This is a genomic window from Sinosporangium album (assembly GCF_900100605.1).
Taxonomy (GTDB): domain Bacteria; phylum Actinomycetota; class Actinomycetes; order Streptosporangiales; family Streptosporangiaceae; genus Sinosporangium; species Sinosporangium album.
In genome coordinates, this window is the sequence record NZ_FNCN01000029.1 from 1 (window position 1) to 17012 (window position 17012).

At 67.1% G+C, this 17012-nt stretch carries 17 protein-coding genes, 1 tRNA gene and 1 pseudogene; 9 read left to right on the forward strand and 10 right to left on the reverse strand.

Annotation, left to right across the window (positions count from 1 at the left end; all coding sequences use genetic code 11):
* From BLQ73_RS23790 to BLQ73_RS23800, 3 genes are all read left to right on the forward strand, one after another.
* Positions 1-294, forward strand: a 294-nt coding sequence (locus BLQ73_RS23790; protein ID WP_176955632.1) for a transposase, incomplete at its 5' end; no start/stop codon positions are given.
* Positions 295-394: 100 nt separating this feature from the next.
* Positions 395-622 carry a hypothetical protein gene (locus tag BLQ73_RS31645; RefSeq protein WP_143020403.1) on the forward strand — a complete coding sequence of 76 codons (228 nt, stop codon included), beginning with the start codon at positions 395-397 and terminating at the stop codon, positions 620-622.
* A 505-nt stretch (positions 623-1127) separates the two neighbouring features.
* Positions 1128-1817, forward strand: coding sequence for a recombinase zinc ribbon domain-containing protein (locus tag BLQ73_RS23800; RefSeq protein ID WP_143020404.1), 690 nt, complete (start codon positions 1128-1130; stop codon positions 1815-1817).
* A gap of 150 nt (positions 1818-1967) precedes the next feature.
* Here the strand turns inward: BLQ73_RS23800 and BLQ73_RS23805 are convergent, their stop codons facing one another.
* The gene (locus BLQ73_RS23805; protein WP_245691329.1) at positions 1968-2345 is read right to left on the reverse strand and encodes a hypothetical protein; all 378 of its coding nucleotides are present in this window, start codon (positions 2343-2345) and stop codon (positions 1968-1970) included.
* Positions 2342-3595, reverse strand: coding sequence for a helix-turn-helix transcriptional regulator (locus tag BLQ73_RS23810; RefSeq protein ID WP_093173538.1), 1254 nt, complete (start codon positions 3593-3595; stop codon positions 2342-2344). Before BLQ73_RS23810 ends, BLQ73_RS23805 begins: the two co-directional genes overlap by 4 nt.
* Positions 3596-3749: 154 nt before the next feature.
* On the opposite strand from BLQ73_RS23810, the gene BLQ73_RS32715 reads away from it, so the two are divergent.
* The 4 genes and pseudogenes from BLQ73_RS32715 to BLQ73_RS33555 all read left to right on the forward strand — a co-directional run bounded on the left by BLQ73_RS32715 (position 3750) and on the right by BLQ73_RS33555 (position 6980).
* Positions 3750-3974, forward strand: a complete 225-nt coding sequence (locus BLQ73_RS32715; RefSeq protein ID WP_093173540.1) for a hypothetical protein — start codon at positions 3750-3752, stop codon at positions 3972-3974.
* Between the two features lie 134 nt (positions 3975-4108).
* Positions 4109-4237 (forward strand): albusnodin family lasso peptide, encoded by a 129-nt coding sequence (locus BLQ73_RS32720; RefSeq protein ID WP_107408137.1) that lies wholly within the window; start codon positions 4109-4111, stop codon positions 4235-4237.
* Between the two features lie 21 nt (positions 4238-4258).
* Positions 4259-5278, forward strand: a pseudogene (locus BLQ73_RS23820) (albusnodin/ikarugamycin family macrolactam cyclase); the annotation flags it as partial.
* A gap of 667 nt (positions 5279-5945) precedes the next feature.
* Entirely contained in the window at positions 5946-6980 is a 1035-nt protein-coding gene (locus BLQ73_RS33555) for a site-specific integrase (RefSeq protein ID WP_218125991.1), read from the forward strand.
* A 324-nt stretch (positions 6981-7304) separates the two neighbouring features.
* Here BLQ73_RS33555 and BLQ73_RS23830 read toward each other — a convergent pair whose 3' ends face one another.
* The 8 genes from BLQ73_RS23830 to BLQ73_RS23870 all read right to left on the reverse strand — a co-directional run bounded on the left by BLQ73_RS23830 (position 7305) and on the right by BLQ73_RS23870 (position 14317).
* Complete coding sequence (locus BLQ73_RS23830) at positions 7305-7637, reverse strand: MazG nucleotide pyrophosphohydrolase domain-containing protein (protein WP_093173544.1); 333 nt, start codon at positions 7635-7637, stop codon at positions 7305-7307.
* 114 nt (positions 7638-7751) lie between these two features.
* Positions 7752-8243 (reverse strand): hypothetical protein, encoded by a 492-nt coding sequence (locus BLQ73_RS23835; RefSeq protein WP_093173546.1) that lies wholly within the window; start codon positions 8241-8243, stop codon positions 7752-7754.
* The gene (locus tag BLQ73_RS23840) at positions 8243-9196 is read right to left on the reverse strand and encodes a nucleoside 2-deoxyribosyltransferase (RefSeq protein WP_093173548.1); all 954 of its coding nucleotides are present in this window, start codon (positions 9194-9196) and stop codon (positions 8243-8245) included. Before BLQ73_RS23840 ends, BLQ73_RS23835 begins: the two co-directional genes overlap by 1 nt.
* Positions 9197-9216: 20 nt before the next feature.
* Complete coding sequence (locus tag BLQ73_RS23845; protein WP_176955633.1) at positions 9217-10026, reverse strand: carbohydrate kinase family protein; 810 nt, start codon at positions 10024-10026, stop codon at positions 9217-9219.
* A gap of 7 nt (positions 10027-10033) precedes the next feature.
* The gene (locus tag BLQ73_RS23850) at positions 10034-10834 is read right to left on the reverse strand and encodes a hypothetical protein (RefSeq protein WP_093173553.1); all 801 of its coding nucleotides are present in this window, start codon (positions 10832-10834) and stop codon (positions 10034-10036) included.
* Positions 10831-11535, reverse strand: coding sequence for an aspartate racemase/maleate isomerase family protein (locus BLQ73_RS23855; protein ID WP_093173555.1), 705 nt, complete (start codon positions 11533-11535; stop codon positions 10831-10833). The genes BLQ73_RS23850 and BLQ73_RS23855 overlap by 4 nt, the downstream gene beginning before the upstream one ends.
* Positions 11513-13057 carry a radical SAM protein gene (locus BLQ73_RS23860; protein ID WP_093173557.1) on the reverse strand — a complete coding sequence of 515 codons (1545 nt, stop codon included), beginning with the start codon at positions 13055-13057 and terminating at the stop codon, positions 11513-11515. The genes BLQ73_RS23855 and BLQ73_RS23860 overlap by 23 nt, the downstream gene beginning before the upstream one ends.
* Positions 13058-14232: 1175 nt before the next feature.
* A tRNA-Leu gene (locus BLQ73_RS23870) sits at positions 14233-14317 on the reverse strand.
* 291 nt (positions 14318-14608) lie between these two features.
* On the opposite strand from BLQ73_RS23870, the gene BLQ73_RS23875 reads away from it, so the two are divergent.
* Together BLQ73_RS23875 and BLQ73_RS23880 are read left to right on the forward strand one after the other, a co-directional pair.
* Positions 14609-15916 (forward strand): M20/M25/M40 family metallo-hydrolase, encoded by a 1308-nt coding sequence (locus BLQ73_RS23875; protein WP_093173641.1) that lies wholly within the window; start codon positions 14609-14611, stop codon positions 15914-15916.
* A 244-nt stretch (positions 15917-16160) separates the two neighbouring features.
* On the forward strand, positions 16161-16688 hold the full coding sequence (locus tag BLQ73_RS23880) for a hypothetical protein (protein WP_245691331.1): 528 nt from the start codon (positions 16161-16163) through the stop codon (positions 16686-16688).
* Positions 16689-17012 lie beyond the last annotated feature (324 nt).

Here is a 17012-nt window from a genome sequence, read left to right on the forward strand (position 1 = left end):
GAGGAGCTGTTGGCGTTCGCCGCTTTTCCCCGTGAGACCTGGCGGCAGATCTGGTCCAACAATCCTCAGGAGCGGCTGAACAAGGAGATCAGGCGCCGCACCGATGTGGTGGGCATCTTCCCGGACCGTGCTGCGGTCGTGCGTCTGGTGGGTGCGGTTCTGGCCGAGCAGACCGACGAGTGGATCGAGGGGCGGCGCTACATGGGGCTGGACATCCTGGCCAAGGCCCGCCTGCGGGTTGTCGGCGGCGACACGGCCGCTCAGTATCCGCTCCCGCAGACGCTTACCGCTTAACCTGCTGGAAGGATCACGCGGAGATCAGCTCTTACACCACTCCGCTGGACGTGACCTGCTCAACGAGTTGCCGAAGTCGCCGGTAGGTGCTCGGCTCACGGTGCAGGTAGCCATTGTGGAGCTTTCCCGGGCACAAGTCGCCGTCAGCAAAGGCGAGGTGCAGGACGGTGCGGAGCAGGCGCTGGAAGTTGTCAAGGCGCTGCCCGCGCCGGAGCTGTCCAACCCGTATATCCGGGGAGGAGCTGGGGACGTCCTGGCTTTGGTGCCACGCACACTCGTTCCAGCAGAGGAATTGCGCCATCGTCTCGCGTTGCCCCGTGGTGCTTGATGCTTCTGCGGTGCGGTGACAGCAAGAATGCCGAGTGGGCTGATTTGGTCTCGCTACCCCTCTTCAGCCTTGGGGGCGCATAGGCATTGCCGTTCAGTAACGCGACCACCCTTCCGCTCGTACGTGGAGGGTGTGCGGGGGGATGCCTTGGGGGTGAGGTCTGCGGGGCAGGATCTCACTGCTGGAACTCTCCGGCGCCCCCGTAGGGCCACCGTTAGTGCATTATCCGACCTGAAGCCGATCGCGCTGGTCGGCTGTTGTCGTGGTCATGACGTGGGTGTGGTCGATGAGGTAGACGGCGATGTCGGTGTTGGAACGGAAGCCGGTGACGAGCAGCCATCGTCCGTAATGCCGCTGTCGGCACGCTCCCCGGGACTCCGGCGGGCTGGATCACCCCGGGTTGGTTGGAGGCTCCTGAACCTGGAAGGGTGAGGAGCTATGGCACCACCGAGGAAGTACAGCTCTGAACTGCGTGACCGTGCGGTTCGAATGGTCTTTGAGCTTCGTGAGCAGACGGGCGAACGGTGAATACAGCCAGCGCCCGCACCTCTACGCCTTCCGGGGAATTCTGTTCTGCGGTTACTGCCAGCGCCGCATGCAGGGCAACTGGAACAACAAGCAGCCGTACTCCCGGTGCCTGTTCCCCAGGGAGTACGCCCTTGTCAACCAACTCGACCATCCGAAGGTGGTCTACCTGCGAGAGGCGGAGATCATCAGCGAGGTGGACGGCTGGCTGGCGGAGGTGTTCCGGCCCGAGTCGCTGGAGAGGACGATCGCTGCGATGGCCGAGCAGGCGCGTGATCCGGGTGAGGCCGCGCGGGTCGATCTGCGGAAGCGCTTGGCGCAGTGCGATCGGAAGATCAACCGGTATCGCGCGGCCCTCGATGCCGGGGGCGATCCGGTGGAGGTGAGCGGTTGGATCAACGAGGCGAAGGGGGAACGCGCGAGGCTGGAGGGGGAGCTGCGGGCGGTTCCCGCCGTTCGGCAGGTCACGGAGAAGGAGATCGGCGGGATGCTTGAGCATGCCGGGGATCTCGTGGAAATGATCAATGCCGCAGACGGGCAGGACAAGGCCGATCTTTACGCGCAGCTCGGGTTGACGCTCACGTATTACCCCGAAAAGCAATATGTGGAGGCCCGGATCGAACCGGAGCCCCCACATGTGCGTGCGGTGTGTGTCCGAGGGGGAACTTGAACTCTCCTCTCGCGCGCCAGCCCACAAACCTGGGGAAACGCCCGTCAACAGGCTTGATTTCGGCGGGCGTTTCCCCTGTTCTTTCCCACTGTTTCAGGCCCTTTCGGGCCGCTGTTGGTCACGTGACCAACCATCCGACCTTGGCCCTGATCAAGACTTTTCGATGACCTCGAAGATGTCGGCGTCGGTCTCCTGCTGCCATGCCGGGAGGTCGGGCCAGTCGGCGACGTACCCCGGCTTGGGGTCCTCGAAGTGCTTGAACATCTGCGCTGTCCAGCACACAGCCACGAACCGGCCCTTCTGCTCCCGAGACAGCTTGGACGTATGGCCGTCGCTGAGCTCGATGAACTGGCGGACCTGTTCGTAGACCGCATCAGCGGCCTCACGCTCCCACTGTGGCGTGTCCTCCCACGGAGCGACATACCCGGGCTTGGGCTCCCCTGGGAAGTGGCGGTGCACTCCTTCGATCCAGGCTTCCCGGAACACTCGTGCGCCTTCGATCTGCGAAATGCCAACCCCTCTCGTCACGGCGTGCTCAGCGTGGCGATATCCGCCCCCAGCTCCGCTACCCGGCAGTCCCTGCTCAGGGGGCCGAACTCATCACACAGGGCTTGGAGTCTACGGGCGACGTACCCGGACGACGACGCTTGGGCCAACTGGATGGCTTCCCGCCCGTACGCGACGACCTGTTCGGGGTCACGCCGCTTCGCCCCGACGGCGGCAAGGTCGGCCAGCACGGCGCCCCTGCGCCGGTACGACTGCCCGGAGGCAAGGGCGGTCTGGGCCAATGCCTGCTTCAAGGTCTCTTCTGCCAGGTCGAGGCGGCCAAGCTGTACGTAGCGCGCTCCCCGTTCCTCGGCCAACCGCGTGCCGTCGAAGCGCAGCCAGCCCCCGTTGGTGCTGTCCGTGCCCAGTTCCAACACCCGCTCGGCCTCGTCCAGTGCGCGCTCACACGAGGCCAGGTCGCCCATGCCGGCGTACGCCTCGGCCTGGACAGCGGCGACCCAATGGCGGGTGGCGAGGCTGCTGTCTCCTCGCTGAGCCAGTCTCTCCGCCGCTCCGAGGATCTGCGCCGCCTCCTCGTACCGGTGCTCGTACACGTCCACGTAGGCGTGCCGGACGAGGGAACATGCCCACAGGTCGAAGGCTCGGGCGTCCTTGCTGACGGATGCCGCCAGGGAGTAGGACGCCGCTGCGTCGGAGTATCGGTTGGCATCGAAGGCGACTTCTCCGGCGAGCTGGAAGAGGTCGGCCGCCGCGTTGAGGAGAGGGCGGGAGTTGCCTCGGGTGTCGGCCAGGGCTTCGTTCAGTGTCGAGAGCTGGTCGCGAACGATGGGGTAGACGGAGCCTTTGGAGCGGGCTAGCTGGTAGACCTGCCGCAGGTGGCTGTTCATCCTCGCGAAGTCGGCGGGTGCGCCCCTGCGTACTCCGTCGGTAAGGGCTTCCACCTCCTCCAACGGCAGGGCGGTAAGGGCTCCGCTGACGGTGAGGATGCGGAGGAATTCGCGGCGGATCATTTCGTCGGGGTCTCCCGCGCCTGGATGGTCACTGGACTGGTGCCCTGTGGCCTCCTGACTGGCTGCTCGTGGCTGCATCAGGAGGGCGTCAAGCTCGGCGAGAGTGACTTCGAGGGCGATGGACAAGCCCCGTCGCTGCGGTGGCTGGGGTTTGATCCTGCCGCTCTCCCAGCGCCCGACCGTGGTGCGGTCCACCCCGAGTAACTCGGCCAACTTCTCCTGACTGTAGCCCAGGGCCTTGCGTCGTTCCGCCAGTCCCATGAGGCCTCTTCCCCTGACCTGAACCTGCGGCGTCCCCGTGCACGGAGGTGCATCAAGAGTGCCGCATTGATGCCGTGGAGCGCTTGGACTCCCTCCGCTTTTCTTGGGGTTGTCGCAAACGGGCACGGTGGTGAACCCGCGGAGGGGTGCGGACATGGCAGCGGAGAAGGGCGTGAACCTTGGTTCGGGTGGGACCAGGGGTCGGCATCGTGGGGAGCCGCACGACCCCATCGGATCGGCGCTGACCGCCACCTGGGTGTTGGGCCACGTCCTGGCTCTGTTCCTCCTCGGCGTCACCGTGACCCAGCACAGCGAACTGGAAGACCTCATGTCGCCCCTGGCCGACCGGTCGGTACCGGACCAGGAAACGACCGGCTGAGGGGACCTGCGCGGATCATCAAGCGATCCGGCCCACGCTCCTCCCGGGCCGCACCACTCGCACCGGGAGGTCGTACCACCGTGGCGGGGACGCCCCCCTCCACGCCCTACGGATTTCGGACGGAGGTGAACATCATGGAGAACCGCTCTCAGCTCGACACCGAGCCGGAGGAGGAGGTCGTGACCCTGGAGGACGCGACGCGCCTGACGAAGGGCAACACCAACTCCAGCGTGGAGAACAAGCGCTCGCCCTACGGGGCCTGACGCCCGGCGGCGCTCGCGGCCTATGCCGCGCAGTGCGGGCCAGTCCTGGGAGTCACCTTCCACCCCAAGGGCCGGGAGTCGGGTGGAGATGTGGACCACGCGCGCACAGTGGCCCGTGCGTTCCCCTCCATCCGCCACCGATTCATGGCCCTGGGTCGCGAACACCTTCCGTTCACCGACCTGGACGCCTTGGTGCTGACCGACGAGCCGGCACCGTCCGCCGTGACCGTCGCCCAGCTCTGCCACGAGTTCGCCCTACTGTCGGAGGAGGGTGCTTTCGTGCACCTGACCGGGGATGGTGGTGACACCCTGTTCATGCCGCCTCCGGTCCACCTGGCAGACCTTGCCCGCTCCGGCCGCCTTGTCCGTCTGGCGCGTGATGCTCGCGCGTGGGGCCGCCTCTACCGTTCGAGCCCCTGGCCTGCCGTGGCGGCGGCCTGGAGCGCGCCCGATCGGCTGGCAGGCGTAGCGCTCCCGAAGCCCTGGCTCACCCGCCAGGCGACCGCCCTGGCCGAGTCGGTCATCTCGCCGGAGACGGGCGTTGACGGCTTGGGCTACGCCGACCGTCACCTTCTCGCCGAAGCACGGTACGTCGGTCGTACCGCCGCGACGGAGAACCAGCTTGCCGCCGCGTACGGCATCGAGATGCACAACCCGTACACGGATGCCAGGGTTCTGGAAGCGGTGATGTCGGTCCCCGCCTCGGACCGATGGTCGGCCCGCCGATACAAGCCGCTGCTTACCGATGCGGTCGTGGGCCTCCTGCCCGGGGAGGTTGTGCGGCGCGGCTCCAAAGGGCTGTTCGCGGTGGACCACCACCACGGCCTACGCGCTAACCAGGAGAACGTCCTGGAGCTGGCAGACGGGCACCTGGCGGACCTCGGACTTGTACGCCCGGCAGTCCTCCGCTCGCTTCTCCGGCGCGCCGTGCTCGGAGTGGACGTTCCCTGGGGACTACTCGAACCGCTGCTCGGCACCGAGCTATGGCTACGTGTCAGCGACACCGCGACCGAACGAGTCCGCTGGGAGGACAGGCCGTGAACGTCCCCGCTCCGAGCCGTCACACCCGTACCGCACTGACCGGAGCGGCGGGCGTAGTTGTCAACTACCGGACCGGAACAACCGTGGTCCTTACCGGCGATTCCCTCTCGCGCTGGCTCGACTGCCTGGAACACAGCGAAGCACCAGCCCCCTTCACAGTCCGTCCCTCGGAAACCTCATGGGGGACGAGTGAGTCATCCGCTCGGCTGGACGCTCAGGAACCGCCCCCATGGTCATGGCGCATCGCGGCAAGCGTGCTTCTCGCGGGCACCCTCGCAACGCGCCATCTGGGACGAGGGCGCACGCGCTTCGGTCGCCTGGTACGGCTGGCGGAAGCGGGCCGCGACCTCCCTCGCCCGACCCGGGCGCACGCCAGTCTGGCAGTCCGGTCGGTCCGCTGGGCCGCGCGCCTGTTCCCCGCCCGTGTCGCATGCCTGGAGGAGCAGATAAGACCGGAACCTGTTCCGGCGCAGCGCGGCGAAGCAGTAACCCACCCGAAGCCCACGCGGCAGGCGGGAATCTCCGTCCTTTAGGGCGGAGAGGATGTCAATGGATAGGCCGGGAGTACAAGAACAAGACCGAGGCGGAACGGGCGCTGTGTAAGTGGCACACCGACCACGAGGCGGGCACGCTCACGCCCCGCTCCGACATGACCATGGGGCAGCTTATGGACGGGTGGCTTGCCAAGCATCGGGGCGAGGACACCACGAGGGAGGGGTACGAGCCGAAGATCCGGCTGCACATCAAGCCGCACATAGGCAAGGTCAAGGTGGTGGAGGTGACGGACGAGCGGCTCGACGAGCTGTACCGGCTCTTGGAGGCCACGCCCATCGAGGCCAACGGCAACAAGCCGCTCGGCCCCAAGAGTGTCCGCCACATCCACAACATCATCTCGGCTGCGCTGGACTCTGTGACCGGACCGAGGAAGCTCCTCGCGGTCAACCCGGCCCACACTGCCAACCCGCCCACGGAACGGCAGATCAAGGCGGCACAGCCGGACTTCCCGACCCTCAACGATCACGAGACGGCGCACTTCCTCAAGGAGATATGGAAGCCGTGCGGCAACCGGGCATGCGACGGCGGGCTGACCCACCACTGCCTCCGGGGCGCCCCACTGTGGACCGCCTACGCGGCCACCTCATGCCGCCGTAGCGAAGTGCTGGGGTGGAAGTGGTCGCTCATCCACTGGGATGAGTGCGCCATCGAACTGGCCTGGGTCGTGGTCGAGGAAGGCAACACCTACCGGCTGCGCAAGCTCACCAAGGACGGAGACGACAACGCGATCATCCACGTGGACCAAGCCCTGATGAACGTCCTCAAGTGGCAGAAGGAACGCCAGGACGCGGAGCGGGAACGGCTCGGGGATCTCTGGGTGGACCATGACCTCGTGTTCGCCCGTGACGGCTTCAAGCTGTACCGGGGCGAGGCAGGCGGACCGCAGGACCCCGAGAAGGTGTCGGCCCGCTGGCGGACGGCACGCAACCGTCTGCACCTGCCGGACAACTTCCGGCTGCACGACTGGCGGGCGTCGAAGATCACGAACGATCTCGACAACCACGAGAACCCGGTAGAGGTCTCGGCCAACGCCCGGCACCACTCGCCGGGCTACACCATGGCGCGGTACGGCAGGCGCCGCGCTGAGGGAGCCAAGAAGCTGGCCGCTTCCAGCGCCAGCCGTCTCGGCCTGTCATCCCTGGTCTGACCAGGAAGTTCGCTCGGCTGTTGGTCACGTGGTTGGTCACGTCACAGCCTGAGAAACAGAAAAACCCCAGATCAACTGAGGTATCTGCTGGTGTCCGAGGGGGGAATGTCACCGCGCGCACATGGGATGGCGGCCCCAGCCATCCGCTTTGCGCAGTACACCGCATCAGGCTTAGCTGACGGGCCCTCGATCTTCAATGCTCCGGTCTGGAACGCGCCCAGAAGTCTGACCCAGGTCTAGCCATAGGCGGGGGTCTACCCAGTAGACGCCCCGCCTATCCTCATAGGTGGGCTCTGACCTGGGGAATAGGCCCGATAGGCGGGTTCAGGGAGTGGCTTGAGTTGAGCTGTGAGGCCCCTCCACCACCTTGGTCAGGGTGCCGGTGGCACTGCGCTCGTAGCGGCGTGTCACGTTCTTCGCCATTTTCGCCTCGACCGCCGAATCCAGATCGACGCCTGCCATTTCCGCAATGCTCGCCAGAAAGATCAGGACATCGGCGAGTTCCTCACCGAGTGTGTCGGGGTGCTTGCGGGCGGCCTCGAACGCCTCTGACAGCTCGGCGTGGGTCAGGGCGAACTCCAAGGGCAGGTCGGTGGTGTTGAACCCCTTGGCCAGCTTGTTCTCCCAGGCCCGCTTCTGGACTTCTCGGAGGTGCATCCGATACTCCTGTGGCCTTGGAGCCTCGTGTGCTCCCTGAGGATGACGGACGGCTGCGAGCCTAGCGGCCGAGGCGCCTTCGAGTCAGGGGAATGCCTCCTCCAGTAGGACACCTCACGCAGCTTCGACGTTGGCCACGGTGAGAACCGTTGCGTGTCTGGCCAGGTCGGCGAAGACGGTGAGATAGCGGGATGTGAGCCTGTGAAGCTGGTCGAGGGTGGGCGCTGTCCCGTCGCGGGCGAGGAGGCGGGCGCGGATCTGTTCGGGTCTGGCTGTGAGGTGGATGAGGACGCCCCGGCGAGCTGTCACCATGCCCGCCAGCTCGGCCGCCTGGGACGACGTCAGGCGCGCGTGGCCGTACAGGAGGGGGCCGTAGACCAGTTCGCTGACGAAGCTGCGGTCCAGGACCAGGCGCCCGGGTAAGGCCAGGACGGTTCGATGACGCTCGAAGAGGTCGACTCCCTCGGGAGTGCGGGTGGCATGGATCCGCTGGTAGCCGTATGTGGCGGCGAGCGCTGTGGCATGGGTGGTCTTGCCGACGCCGTCGCCCCCTTCCAGGACGATGACCTCGTAGCGGTCGGCCCATGTTGCGAGGTCGGGTGTCATCAGCCCTCCAGGTGTTTGGCGAGTTCGACGAGGTCGCTGAAGGTGGCGGTCAGTCCGTACTGGATCATCAGGTTGCGGTAGTTCGGTTCGCGGCCGTGGGCGAAGGTCCACCAGCAGCCGGGCTCTGGTGCGTAGACAGGGCGGCCGGTTGCCGCGCAGGCGCCGACGATCAGTGCCGCGCCTGGGGGCGTCTCGGGGCCTCGGAGGTCCACCACGGCTAGGTTGGCCTGGCCCAAGGCGGTCCAGTCGGTCAAGGCCGCCCGGGTGGGATCGGTGGCCGTGGCGAGGCGTCCGGCTCGGTGGGTGGTGAAACCACGGGCGTGGAGGGCATCAGAGACTCTGGCGGTCCAGCCGTCGCCGCCGTACGGGGAGGGCTCCAGGTAGGCCCGCCGCTGCCCGTGAATGTTGGCGGGCTGTAGGGCGGGGCCGGGCGTAGGCCGGCGTGAGAGAGCGTCCGCGGCTTCGGTGGCTGCTTGAGTGATGGCGTGGAGATTCTGGCCGAGGAAGCGCTCGAACCGGTCGCCTATGCTGGTGGGCGGGCCGAGCTGTGGCACGGCGATGATCTGGCTGGCCACGTGGTGGAGAAGCGGGTCGGGGAACGGCAGGTGCAGTGCGGCGTCGGCGGTGGGGCCGTAGACCTGGAAGTCGGTGGTGATCACCACAACGGGTACGCCTCGGCTGGCGGCGTAGCCGATCTCCATGCAGACGCCGTCGTCAAGGCTCGGGCCGTGCAGGATCGCTACCATGGCGTCGATCCGGGTGAGGCGTTCGCGGTCCAGGTCGAACAGGCGTTGCCCCTTGCGGGGATCGTCGAGGTTCTCCTCGTCGGTGTCGCAGAAGGGCAGGAACACGGCGTCTTGTCCGAAGCGGCGGGCGAGGTGGTGAGCGACGTAGGCGCCCAGAGAGCGGTCGTGGGCGGCGAACAGGCGATGGGCCACGTAGTAGAGCGCCAAGGCGGGGCCTTCCTGCGGTTTTATGGGGGGTCATAGGGCAGAGCTGGGTGACGAGCCTGCTGGGTGGCTGCAGTCACGGCCGCTGCCAGCGCGTTGGACTCGGATGCACCGTGGAGGGTCTCGGCGAGGAATGTGCCCGCCAGGGTGTCTCCGGCGCCTGTCACCTCGACCACGGGGCCGGGGCTCGGCATGTGGGTGCTGGTGCATCGGCCGTGGCGCAACAGAGCCACCTTGCGGGGTCCATCGGACACGACCACGGTCGCAAGCTCCGAAACGGCCACGAGCTCGCTCAGCAGCCGGTACTCGGCCGCGTTGACGAAGACCACTTCGGCATACGGCAGAGCTGCCTTGGCGGCGCTGATCTGCTCAGAGGCGGAGGCAAGGTGGAAGTCGAGGCTGAACGGCCGCCCTTCGCTCATGAGCCGTCCCAGGACCTGGCCGACGTCCAGAGGGCGGCGGCAGCACACGTGCCAGCGGTCGCAGTCCGACTGGCCGAGGGCGGCCAGCGCATGAGCGGTGACACCCGCAGCGACGCCATAAGCGGTGGTGATCCCCACGACCTGCCCATCCGCGCCGTAGGTGATCTCGAATCGGCAGGACGGCCCAGCGACCCTGGCCACATGGGTCAGGTCGAGAGTCTCGGGCCATGAGGCAGCAGGTAAGTGGGCGAGTTCGTCGCCCACGGCTGCGACCGGCCGTACGAGGGCACCGGCTTGGGCGGCAGCCAGGGAGACGTAGAGCGCGGCGCCGCCGAGCAGGACATGCGAGCGGCCATCCGGATAGTGGGCGGTGTCGATGGAGATGTTGCCGATGACTCCAAGACCGGTCACTACCGCCTTACCCTCCGCCAGAGTGGTCGCAGTTGAGGAGGGCCGGGCAGACGGGTTGTTGACCGCACAGTTTCGGGCTGGCCGGAGGGTTGAGGAACAGCCGCTTGAAGTAGATCAAGACCAGGTGCAGCCACCAGGTTGGCGCGGCCTGGGCGGGGATGGTGACCCGGTGCCCTCGTTCGGTGATGAGGGCGTGGTAGCGGGAGGAGTCGGCAGCGGCACAGCTTTCCAGAGCCTGCCGCATCCGCTCGTGGGCCAGCGGCCTTCTGCCCACGTCCATGCCGAGCAGCGGAGCAAGTCTGCTGAGCATGCCGGAGTCGACGGGCATGACTCCGCAGTGGTAGCCGCGGGCGTAGAGGGCGGCGCATTGAGCAACCTTGTACGAGGCGCCGCTCACCTCGGCGGCGAAAGCCTCGATGAAGTCATCGACCGGCATGGTAAGGGGAAGCCGGCCACGCGCCGCTGAGGCGGTCACGAAGCTCTCCAGCGACCGCAAGTAGCGCAGGCGAGCGTCGGCCAAGCCGACAGGGCGGACCAGCTCAATGATCTCCTGATCGTTGAAGCTGGTGAGGGCGTCCCAGCCGTAGGCGTCGGCCTTCTTCACCACCTCGGCGTAGATGTCCACCATGGCGTAGGACACGCGAGTGCTCCACCCGGCCACCAGCATCCGCACCCGCCAGTCGTCCACGTGCAGCGGCCACCACTGGTTGTTGTCGTGGTTGGCCTCCACCGCCGTCTTCACCGCCTCCTGCGCGCTCGCGACGGATACAAGGTTGTACAAGCGGGGGGTAAGTTCGGATGAGGTCACGGGCGCTCCTGAAGGGCGTGCAGGGCGATGGCGGCGTTTGAGGAGGTCACGAGCCGCCCCAGTCGGCGCCGCAGCATCTTGATGGCGGCGCGGGTGGGCCAGCCCGTACACGAAAGTACGACCGCGTCCGCGTGCTGTAGCGCCTCCTTGCCCAATTGATCCACCAACGCAACCTGCTCGTGGACGGAGACCTCGGCGTACCTGTCAGCAAGGCCAAGGCTTACCGAGCCAGTGACGATGACATCTCGCTCGGCGAACTGGGTGACCTCGGCCTCGGTGACCTCGCGCGGGTATGGCGTAGCCAGCGCGATCTTCTGAACGCCGTACGCGCGCAGTTGCGCCAGGATCGCCTCGAACGCGCTCACCACGCGCACCGGTGAGCCTGCCGTGACCTCGGCGAGGCGGTCGAGCCGGGTGAAGGCCGCCGAGGTGCACGCCAGGTACACCCGATCGAGCGATAGCCGGGAGAGCTGGTGAAGCGTTTCGGGGACTGCCTCGACCAGCCCGGACAGGAAGTCCTCATCCAGAGCGGTCCCGCCGTGCGCGGGTACGAGCCGGGCGTAGTGCCACACCATCCGGCCGCGCCCCCATTGGGGCAGCTCGGTCTCCACGACGACGTTGGCCCAGGGCACAAGGACGCCGATGTGCTCAGGAGATCGCGGGTTCGTGACCGACAGATCAAGTGCCTGTTGAAGCGTCATCCCGCTCTCCGTAGACGTAGCGGGGTGCATGGTCGGTGATGGTCATGTCCGCGGCGCCGTACAGCGGCCGGGCGGTGTCGCGCTCCACGACCTGGATGGGGTAGGACCCGAGTCTTCGGTGCCAGGTGCCGCGGCTGGTGACGAAAAAGGAGTGCAGTGAGGTGATCTTGCGCCCGATGGGGTAGACCCGCTGTTTCATCGGCTGGTCGAAGATGTTGTCAATGTCCGCTTTCCAGCTCGTGAAATGCTCGACCGAAGGTAGCGGCTCCCGCTCCTGCATGGCGGCCAGTGGCGTGCCGGGGTAGGCGCGGGCTTGCCGTACGTTGATCCGGTGGCACAGCAGCCCGGCGTCGAGGATGCGGACCAGCCCGGCCAGATTCTCGTAGTGGGTGCGGTGGCTTTCTCCGGGAAGGCCATAGATCAGGTTGAGGCCAGGCAGCAGCATGCTCAGCCCGCCGGGTCCGACGTGCGCGCCCGCCTGGTTCACGTGCTCGACGGCGCGGCGGAGAATGTCCGGGGTGCAGGTGAGGACGTTGCGCTTGATGACGGCGGGATCGAAGGACTCGATGCCCATTGGTGCGCAGTTTCCCTCGGTGCAGTACGTGGCGACCAGGTGGGCGATCTTCGCGCCCGAGGGTGAGGCCACAGCGAGCGGATCGGCGTTGTCGATGTGCAGCGCCATCAGGTCGGGGGCCGCCGAATTCCGGATCTCGGCCAGCAGCTTCTCGATCGTTGCGACATCGCGGTTCATGTACGAGAAGAAGCAGGTCTGCTGCCCGAGCCTGAAGTGCCGTAACCCGGCACCGTATAGGAGGGCCACCTCCCCGAGGACGTCTTCGACCGTCCGGAAGTTCACCACGGGAGCCTTGACGGGCTCGTTGCAGAAGTCGCAGAATCGGCGCCGCGTGCAGCCCCGGTACAGTTCGATCTCGGCGACCGGCGTCCAACTCAACTGGTCGATCAGGCCGTGGTAATCGCCACGGTCGGCGGCCAGCCGGTCGTAGGGCGCGGCCTGGCGGGTCCCCTCGGTGAGATCGGCCGACGTGAGCGTGTGGGTGTGGACGGCGTCGAACATCCCGCCGTAGGCCGCGGGGTCGGCCAGCGCGTAGTTGGCGAGGGGGCCGAGCAGCACCCGGCGTCCGCGCGTACACGCCAGCGCCCGGGCGATCTCCTCAACGGAGCCGTTCTGCGCCTGCAGATGCACCGAAGGAACGGCATCCCCAGCGATTACCACGGTGACAGCGGCTTCGCCGAGCAGTTGCAGCGCTTGCTCCCGGTTGGCGGTGGCCGAGTAGGTGAGCCGGTCGGACAGCGGGGGTTGCTCGTGCGGCTGGCCGCCGTTCAGGCACCAACGGACATCGTCGATCGTGAGGTAGGCGATCCGGGCGCGGGGGTGCGCCGTTCGTAATGCGCCGTAGGCCGCCCGTGCGTAGGTGGACAGGTACGGCGGAACCCCCAATCCGGAGGGCTCAACGGTGTAGCAGTCCAAGATCACTAGAGTGGTTCGCGATGTTGTGCTCATGTGCACTCCAATCGTCAGCGCGCCCTCGAAGGGGGTGGGCTCGCTCGCTCTTGGTCCTCGCTCGTTTGTAGGTCTTCCCGGTTCGGCGTGGATTCCTCGTCTGCCTGCGGGTCTCGGCAGGCGTCTGGGTGCGCGTCCACGTTCAGAGAGGGGCTGAATCGACCCGCGACTCATCCCCGAAACGCCTCAATCTCGATCTCGACCATCATCCGCATGTCGATCAGCCCCGCCACCTTGACGCCTGTGCACGCTGGCCTGGCCTGCGACGAGAGCGACAAGAATCCCGCCGGCGCCGAGGCATGCACCTCCAATTGAAGAGAAGAGGGGCGAACCATAGGTCGTTAGACCACCCGCCAGCCGGACGATGCTATGAGCTCATAACACGATCTTGTAGACGCCCTACTGCACGGCGTAACCGGCTCGGTGGATCGATCGTTGAACGGACGTGGCCACTCGACCGTGGATCGTGGACGACGACCTGTGGGCTGTGGTCGAGCCGCTTCTCCCTCCCTGACCGGACAGGCCGCCCGGCCCCAGACCGGTATCCGACCGCTTGTGCCTGTAAGGCATCCTGTACGTGCTCTGCAATCGCCTGGCAGAACCTGCCGCTCGAACTCGGCTCCGGTTGCCCGGGGTCCACGCGGAGGAGTGGGCAGCAGGCGCAGCTGTGCTTGTGCCAGGCCTGCGTGGTGATCTGCGTGAGGCCGAAGTGCTTGATCACCTTGGCGTCTGGCTGGTGCGGGTGTTTGCGCCCGGGCAGCGCGAGAGGACGGTCAGGGTTCTTGCCGATCAGGGGCCGGATGCGTCCGCCAGCATGGCAGAGGCAGCCCGTCGGAAGCTCGCCGAGTGCGACCGAAAGCTCGCCCAGCACCGGGCCGAGCTTGAAGCGGGGGTTGACCCGGCTCTGGTCGCTCAGTGGATCGCGGAGACTCAGACACAGCGTGCGGCCGGGCAGGCGCACCTGCGGCAGGCGCATGGGCGACGGCGAATGAGCAAGGCGGAGATCAACATGGTGATAACAGCGCTCGGGGACCTTGTGGCGGTTCTGCGGGCAGCTGATGTGGCTGACAAGGCTGACCTTTACTCCAAGATCGGGCTCAAATTGCCCTATCGACCTCAGAAACGGCTTGTGGAGGCTCAGGTAGTTCCTGGCCTCCACATATGCGTGCGGTGTGTGTCCGAGGGGGGACTTGAACCCCCATGCCCTTAACGGGCACTAGCACCTCAAGCTAGCGCGTCTGCCTATTCCGCCACCCGGACTTTGGTGCCTGCACGTTGGAACGTCTTCCGTCGTCGGCGAAACCAAGGTTAGCAAACTCTGGGGGGTGCTTCATACCTGAAATCCGAGCGGCGGCAGGGGAGCATGTGAGCAGGGTGCGAGCAGGGTGCGAGCAGGGTGCGAGCAGGGGGTGGGCAGGGGTGTGGGGGCGTAGGCGGGTGTTGGGGGTTGTGGGGTCGGCGGCTGGGAGTGTGTGGCTGGGGGAGGTGTCGCGGGGGTGGGAGGCGGCGGCAGGATGGGGGCTGATGCCGTACGAGCGCAAGGAGCCGGGGATGGGCGTACTCAAGGGTGAGGACGAGGTCGTTGAGCTGTGCCGCGACCTGATCCGGATCGATTCGACGAATGCCGGGGACAACGCGGGGCCTGGGGAGCGGGCGGCTGCGGAGTACGTGGCGGGGAAGCTGGCCGAGGTGGGGCTGGAGCCGCGGATCTTGGAGAGCGATGCGCGGCGGGCGAACGTGGTGGCGCGGATCGAGGGGACGGATCCGGGGCGGGACGCGCTGCTGGTGCACGGGCATCTGGATGTGGTGCCGTTCAACGCGGCGGACTGGACGCATCATCCGCTGGCGGGGGAGGTCGCGGACGGGTGCGTGTGGGGCCGCGGGGCGGTCGACATGAAGGACATGGACGCGATGGTCCTGGCGGTCGTACGGCAGAGGCTGAGAGAGGGGCGTAGACCGGCCAGGGATGTGGTGCTGGTGTTCACGGCCGATGAGGAGGCCGGGGGGACGTACGGCGCGCAATACCTGACTGAGAAGCACCCGGATGTGTTCGAGGGGTGCACGGAGGCGATCGGGGAGGTCGGCGGGTTCAGTGTGTCGATCGATGAGGCGCGGCGGCTCTATCTGATCGAGGCGGCGGAGAAGGGCATCGCGTGGATGAAGTTGACGGCTACGGGCCGGGCGGGGCACGGGTCGATGCTGAATTCGGACAATGCGGTGACGGAGTTGGCCGAGGCGGTGGGTCGGCTGGGGCGTCACGAGTGGCCGGTACGGCTGACGCCGACGGTGAGGCTGTTCTTGGAGGAGGCGTCGGCGGCGTTGAACGTGGAGTTCGACGCGGGTGACGCGGAGGCCACGGTGGCGAAGCTGGGCCCGCTGGCCCGGATGATTGGGGCGGTGCTCAGGAACACGGCCAATCCGACGATGCTGTCGTCGGGTTACAAGGCGAACGTTATTCCGCAGACGGCGACGGCGCATGTGGACGGGCGGTTCCTGCCGGGCTATGAGGAGGAGTTCTTCGCGACGGTCGATGAGCTGCTCGGGCCGCAGGTGACGCGGGAGTTCGTCTATCACGACATAGCGGTGGAGACGTCGTTCGACGGGCCGCTGGTGGCGGCGATGGCGGCGTCGCTTTCGGCGGAGGATCCGGGGGCGCGGGCTGTGCCGTACACGCTGTCGGGGGGGACGGATCTGAAGGCGTTCAGCCGGCTCGGGATCCGCGGGTTCGGGTTCGCGCCGTTGCGTCTGCCTGCGGATTTGGACTTCTCCGGCATGTTCCACGGGGTAGATGAGCGGGTTCCGGTGGATTCGTTGAAGTTTGGGGTGCGGGTGCTTGACCGGTTCCTAGATCTCGCCTGAATCCTTTCCGGGAAAGCAGTTGCGATGACCTCCCGTAGTGGTACTGTCACTTTCCGTTGAGGAGGTCAGGGCTGGTCCCACCCGGTGGGTCGGCTCATCGCTCAGGAGGTTTCACGTGGCACGCATGCCGATCCGGCGCCGAGGGGCGAGAGTGCCCTTTGTCGCTCGGCGCGTGCCCGTGGCCGGCCGTGAGCGTGGCGTCTCGGCGAGTGGCGCGTTCGTGGAGGGCCCGGTGGGAGCGGCCGTGCGATCCGAGTGGGTCGAGCGGTTCGCCGTCGGTGCCAGGCGCGTGCTCACGCGGGCCTGTGCGTTCGGTGGCCTTGTGGCCGTCGGCTGGCTGCTCGCCGTTCTCTTCGGAGCGCTCGGCGCCTCTCCGGCGGCCGCGGATTCCACCGCGGCGACGGGGGCGGCCCTCTCCGACTCCTCGGACACATCGGCCGCGGATCGCCTCACCGGATCACCCGATGATGGTCTCCCCACGGTGAGTGATGACGTCTCGGCGCCTGACAACGCCGAGGCCATGGCCGGGCGGCATGTCGACGGGCTGACAAGCCAGTCGCAGCCCGGCTTCCCCACCCCCGCGGCCACCGAGCTCGGCTCCGGCGCGAATGGTTTCGTGCCGCAGTCCGGAGGTGGTCAAGGCATCGGCCCGGGGGACGCCGCGCGGTCCGTTTTCGACCCGCAACTCACGGCGCGCCGTCTGCCACCGGCGAACGCCGACCGGCCAGTCGTCCGCACAGCGGCGGACGAGCCTTCTTACTCCCCCGACTAGCCCCGCCGCACTGTCCGGCGGCCCATCCGCGGCCGTGTTCGAACGACGTTCGAACGATGTTCGGACGGACCCGTCCGGGTGACGCGATCTGATGATCTGCTCGGCCTGGTCGCCGGGGTTCCCGCCTGCGGGAGCCGTCGTGGGGCTCAGCCTTCGACGCTCCCGAGGTCCCCGAGACCGAGCGTGACAGAGCAGGCGGATCGCCGGATCGCACGCGGCGCCTGTGCTTCGTCGACACCCTCCCGGACATCCGTCCACCCCCAAGCCGGCCTGTCCCCCAGGGAAGGCGCTGGGGCGTCCCGTACGCCCTCTCCGCCACCTGGC

Bases quoted from the DNA above. Each gene is read 5' to 3' on its own strand.
- BLQ73_RS23855 (WP_093173555.1), bottom strand. From the start codon at position 11,535: ATGACGCTTCAACAGGCACTTGATCTGTCGGTCACGAACCCGCGATCT.
- BLQ73_RS33555 (WP_218125991.1), top strand. From the start codon at position 5,946: ATGGACGGGTGGCTTGCCAAGCATCGGGGCGAGGACACCACGAGGGAG.
- BLQ73_RS23810 (WP_093173538.1), bottom strand. From the start codon at position 3,595: ATGGGACTGGCGGAACGACGCAAGGCCCTGGGCTACAGTCAGGAGAAG.
- BLQ73_RS23835 (WP_093173546.1), bottom strand. From the start codon at position 8,243: ATGACACCCGACCTCGCAACATGGGCCGACCGCTACGAGGTCATCGTC.
- BLQ73_RS23830 (WP_093173544.1), bottom strand. From the start codon at position 7,637: ATGCACCTCCGAGAAGTCCAGAAGCGGGCCTGGGAGAACAAGCTGGCC.
- BLQ73_RS23875 (WP_093173641.1), top strand. From the start codon at position 14,609: ATGGGCGTACTCAAGGGTGAGGACGAGGTCGTTGAGCTGTGCCGCGAC.
- BLQ73_RS23860 (WP_093173557.1), bottom strand. From the start codon at position 13,057: ATGAGCACAACATCGCGAACCACTCTAGTGATCTTGGACTGCTACACC.
- BLQ73_RS32720 (WP_107408137.1), top strand. From the start codon at position 4,109: ATGGAGAACCGCTCTCAGCTCGACACCGAGCCGGAGGAGGAGGTCGTG.
- BLQ73_RS32715 (WP_093173540.1), top strand. From the start codon at position 3,750: ATGGCAGCGGAGAAGGGCGTGAACCTTGGTTCGGGTGGGACCAGGGGT.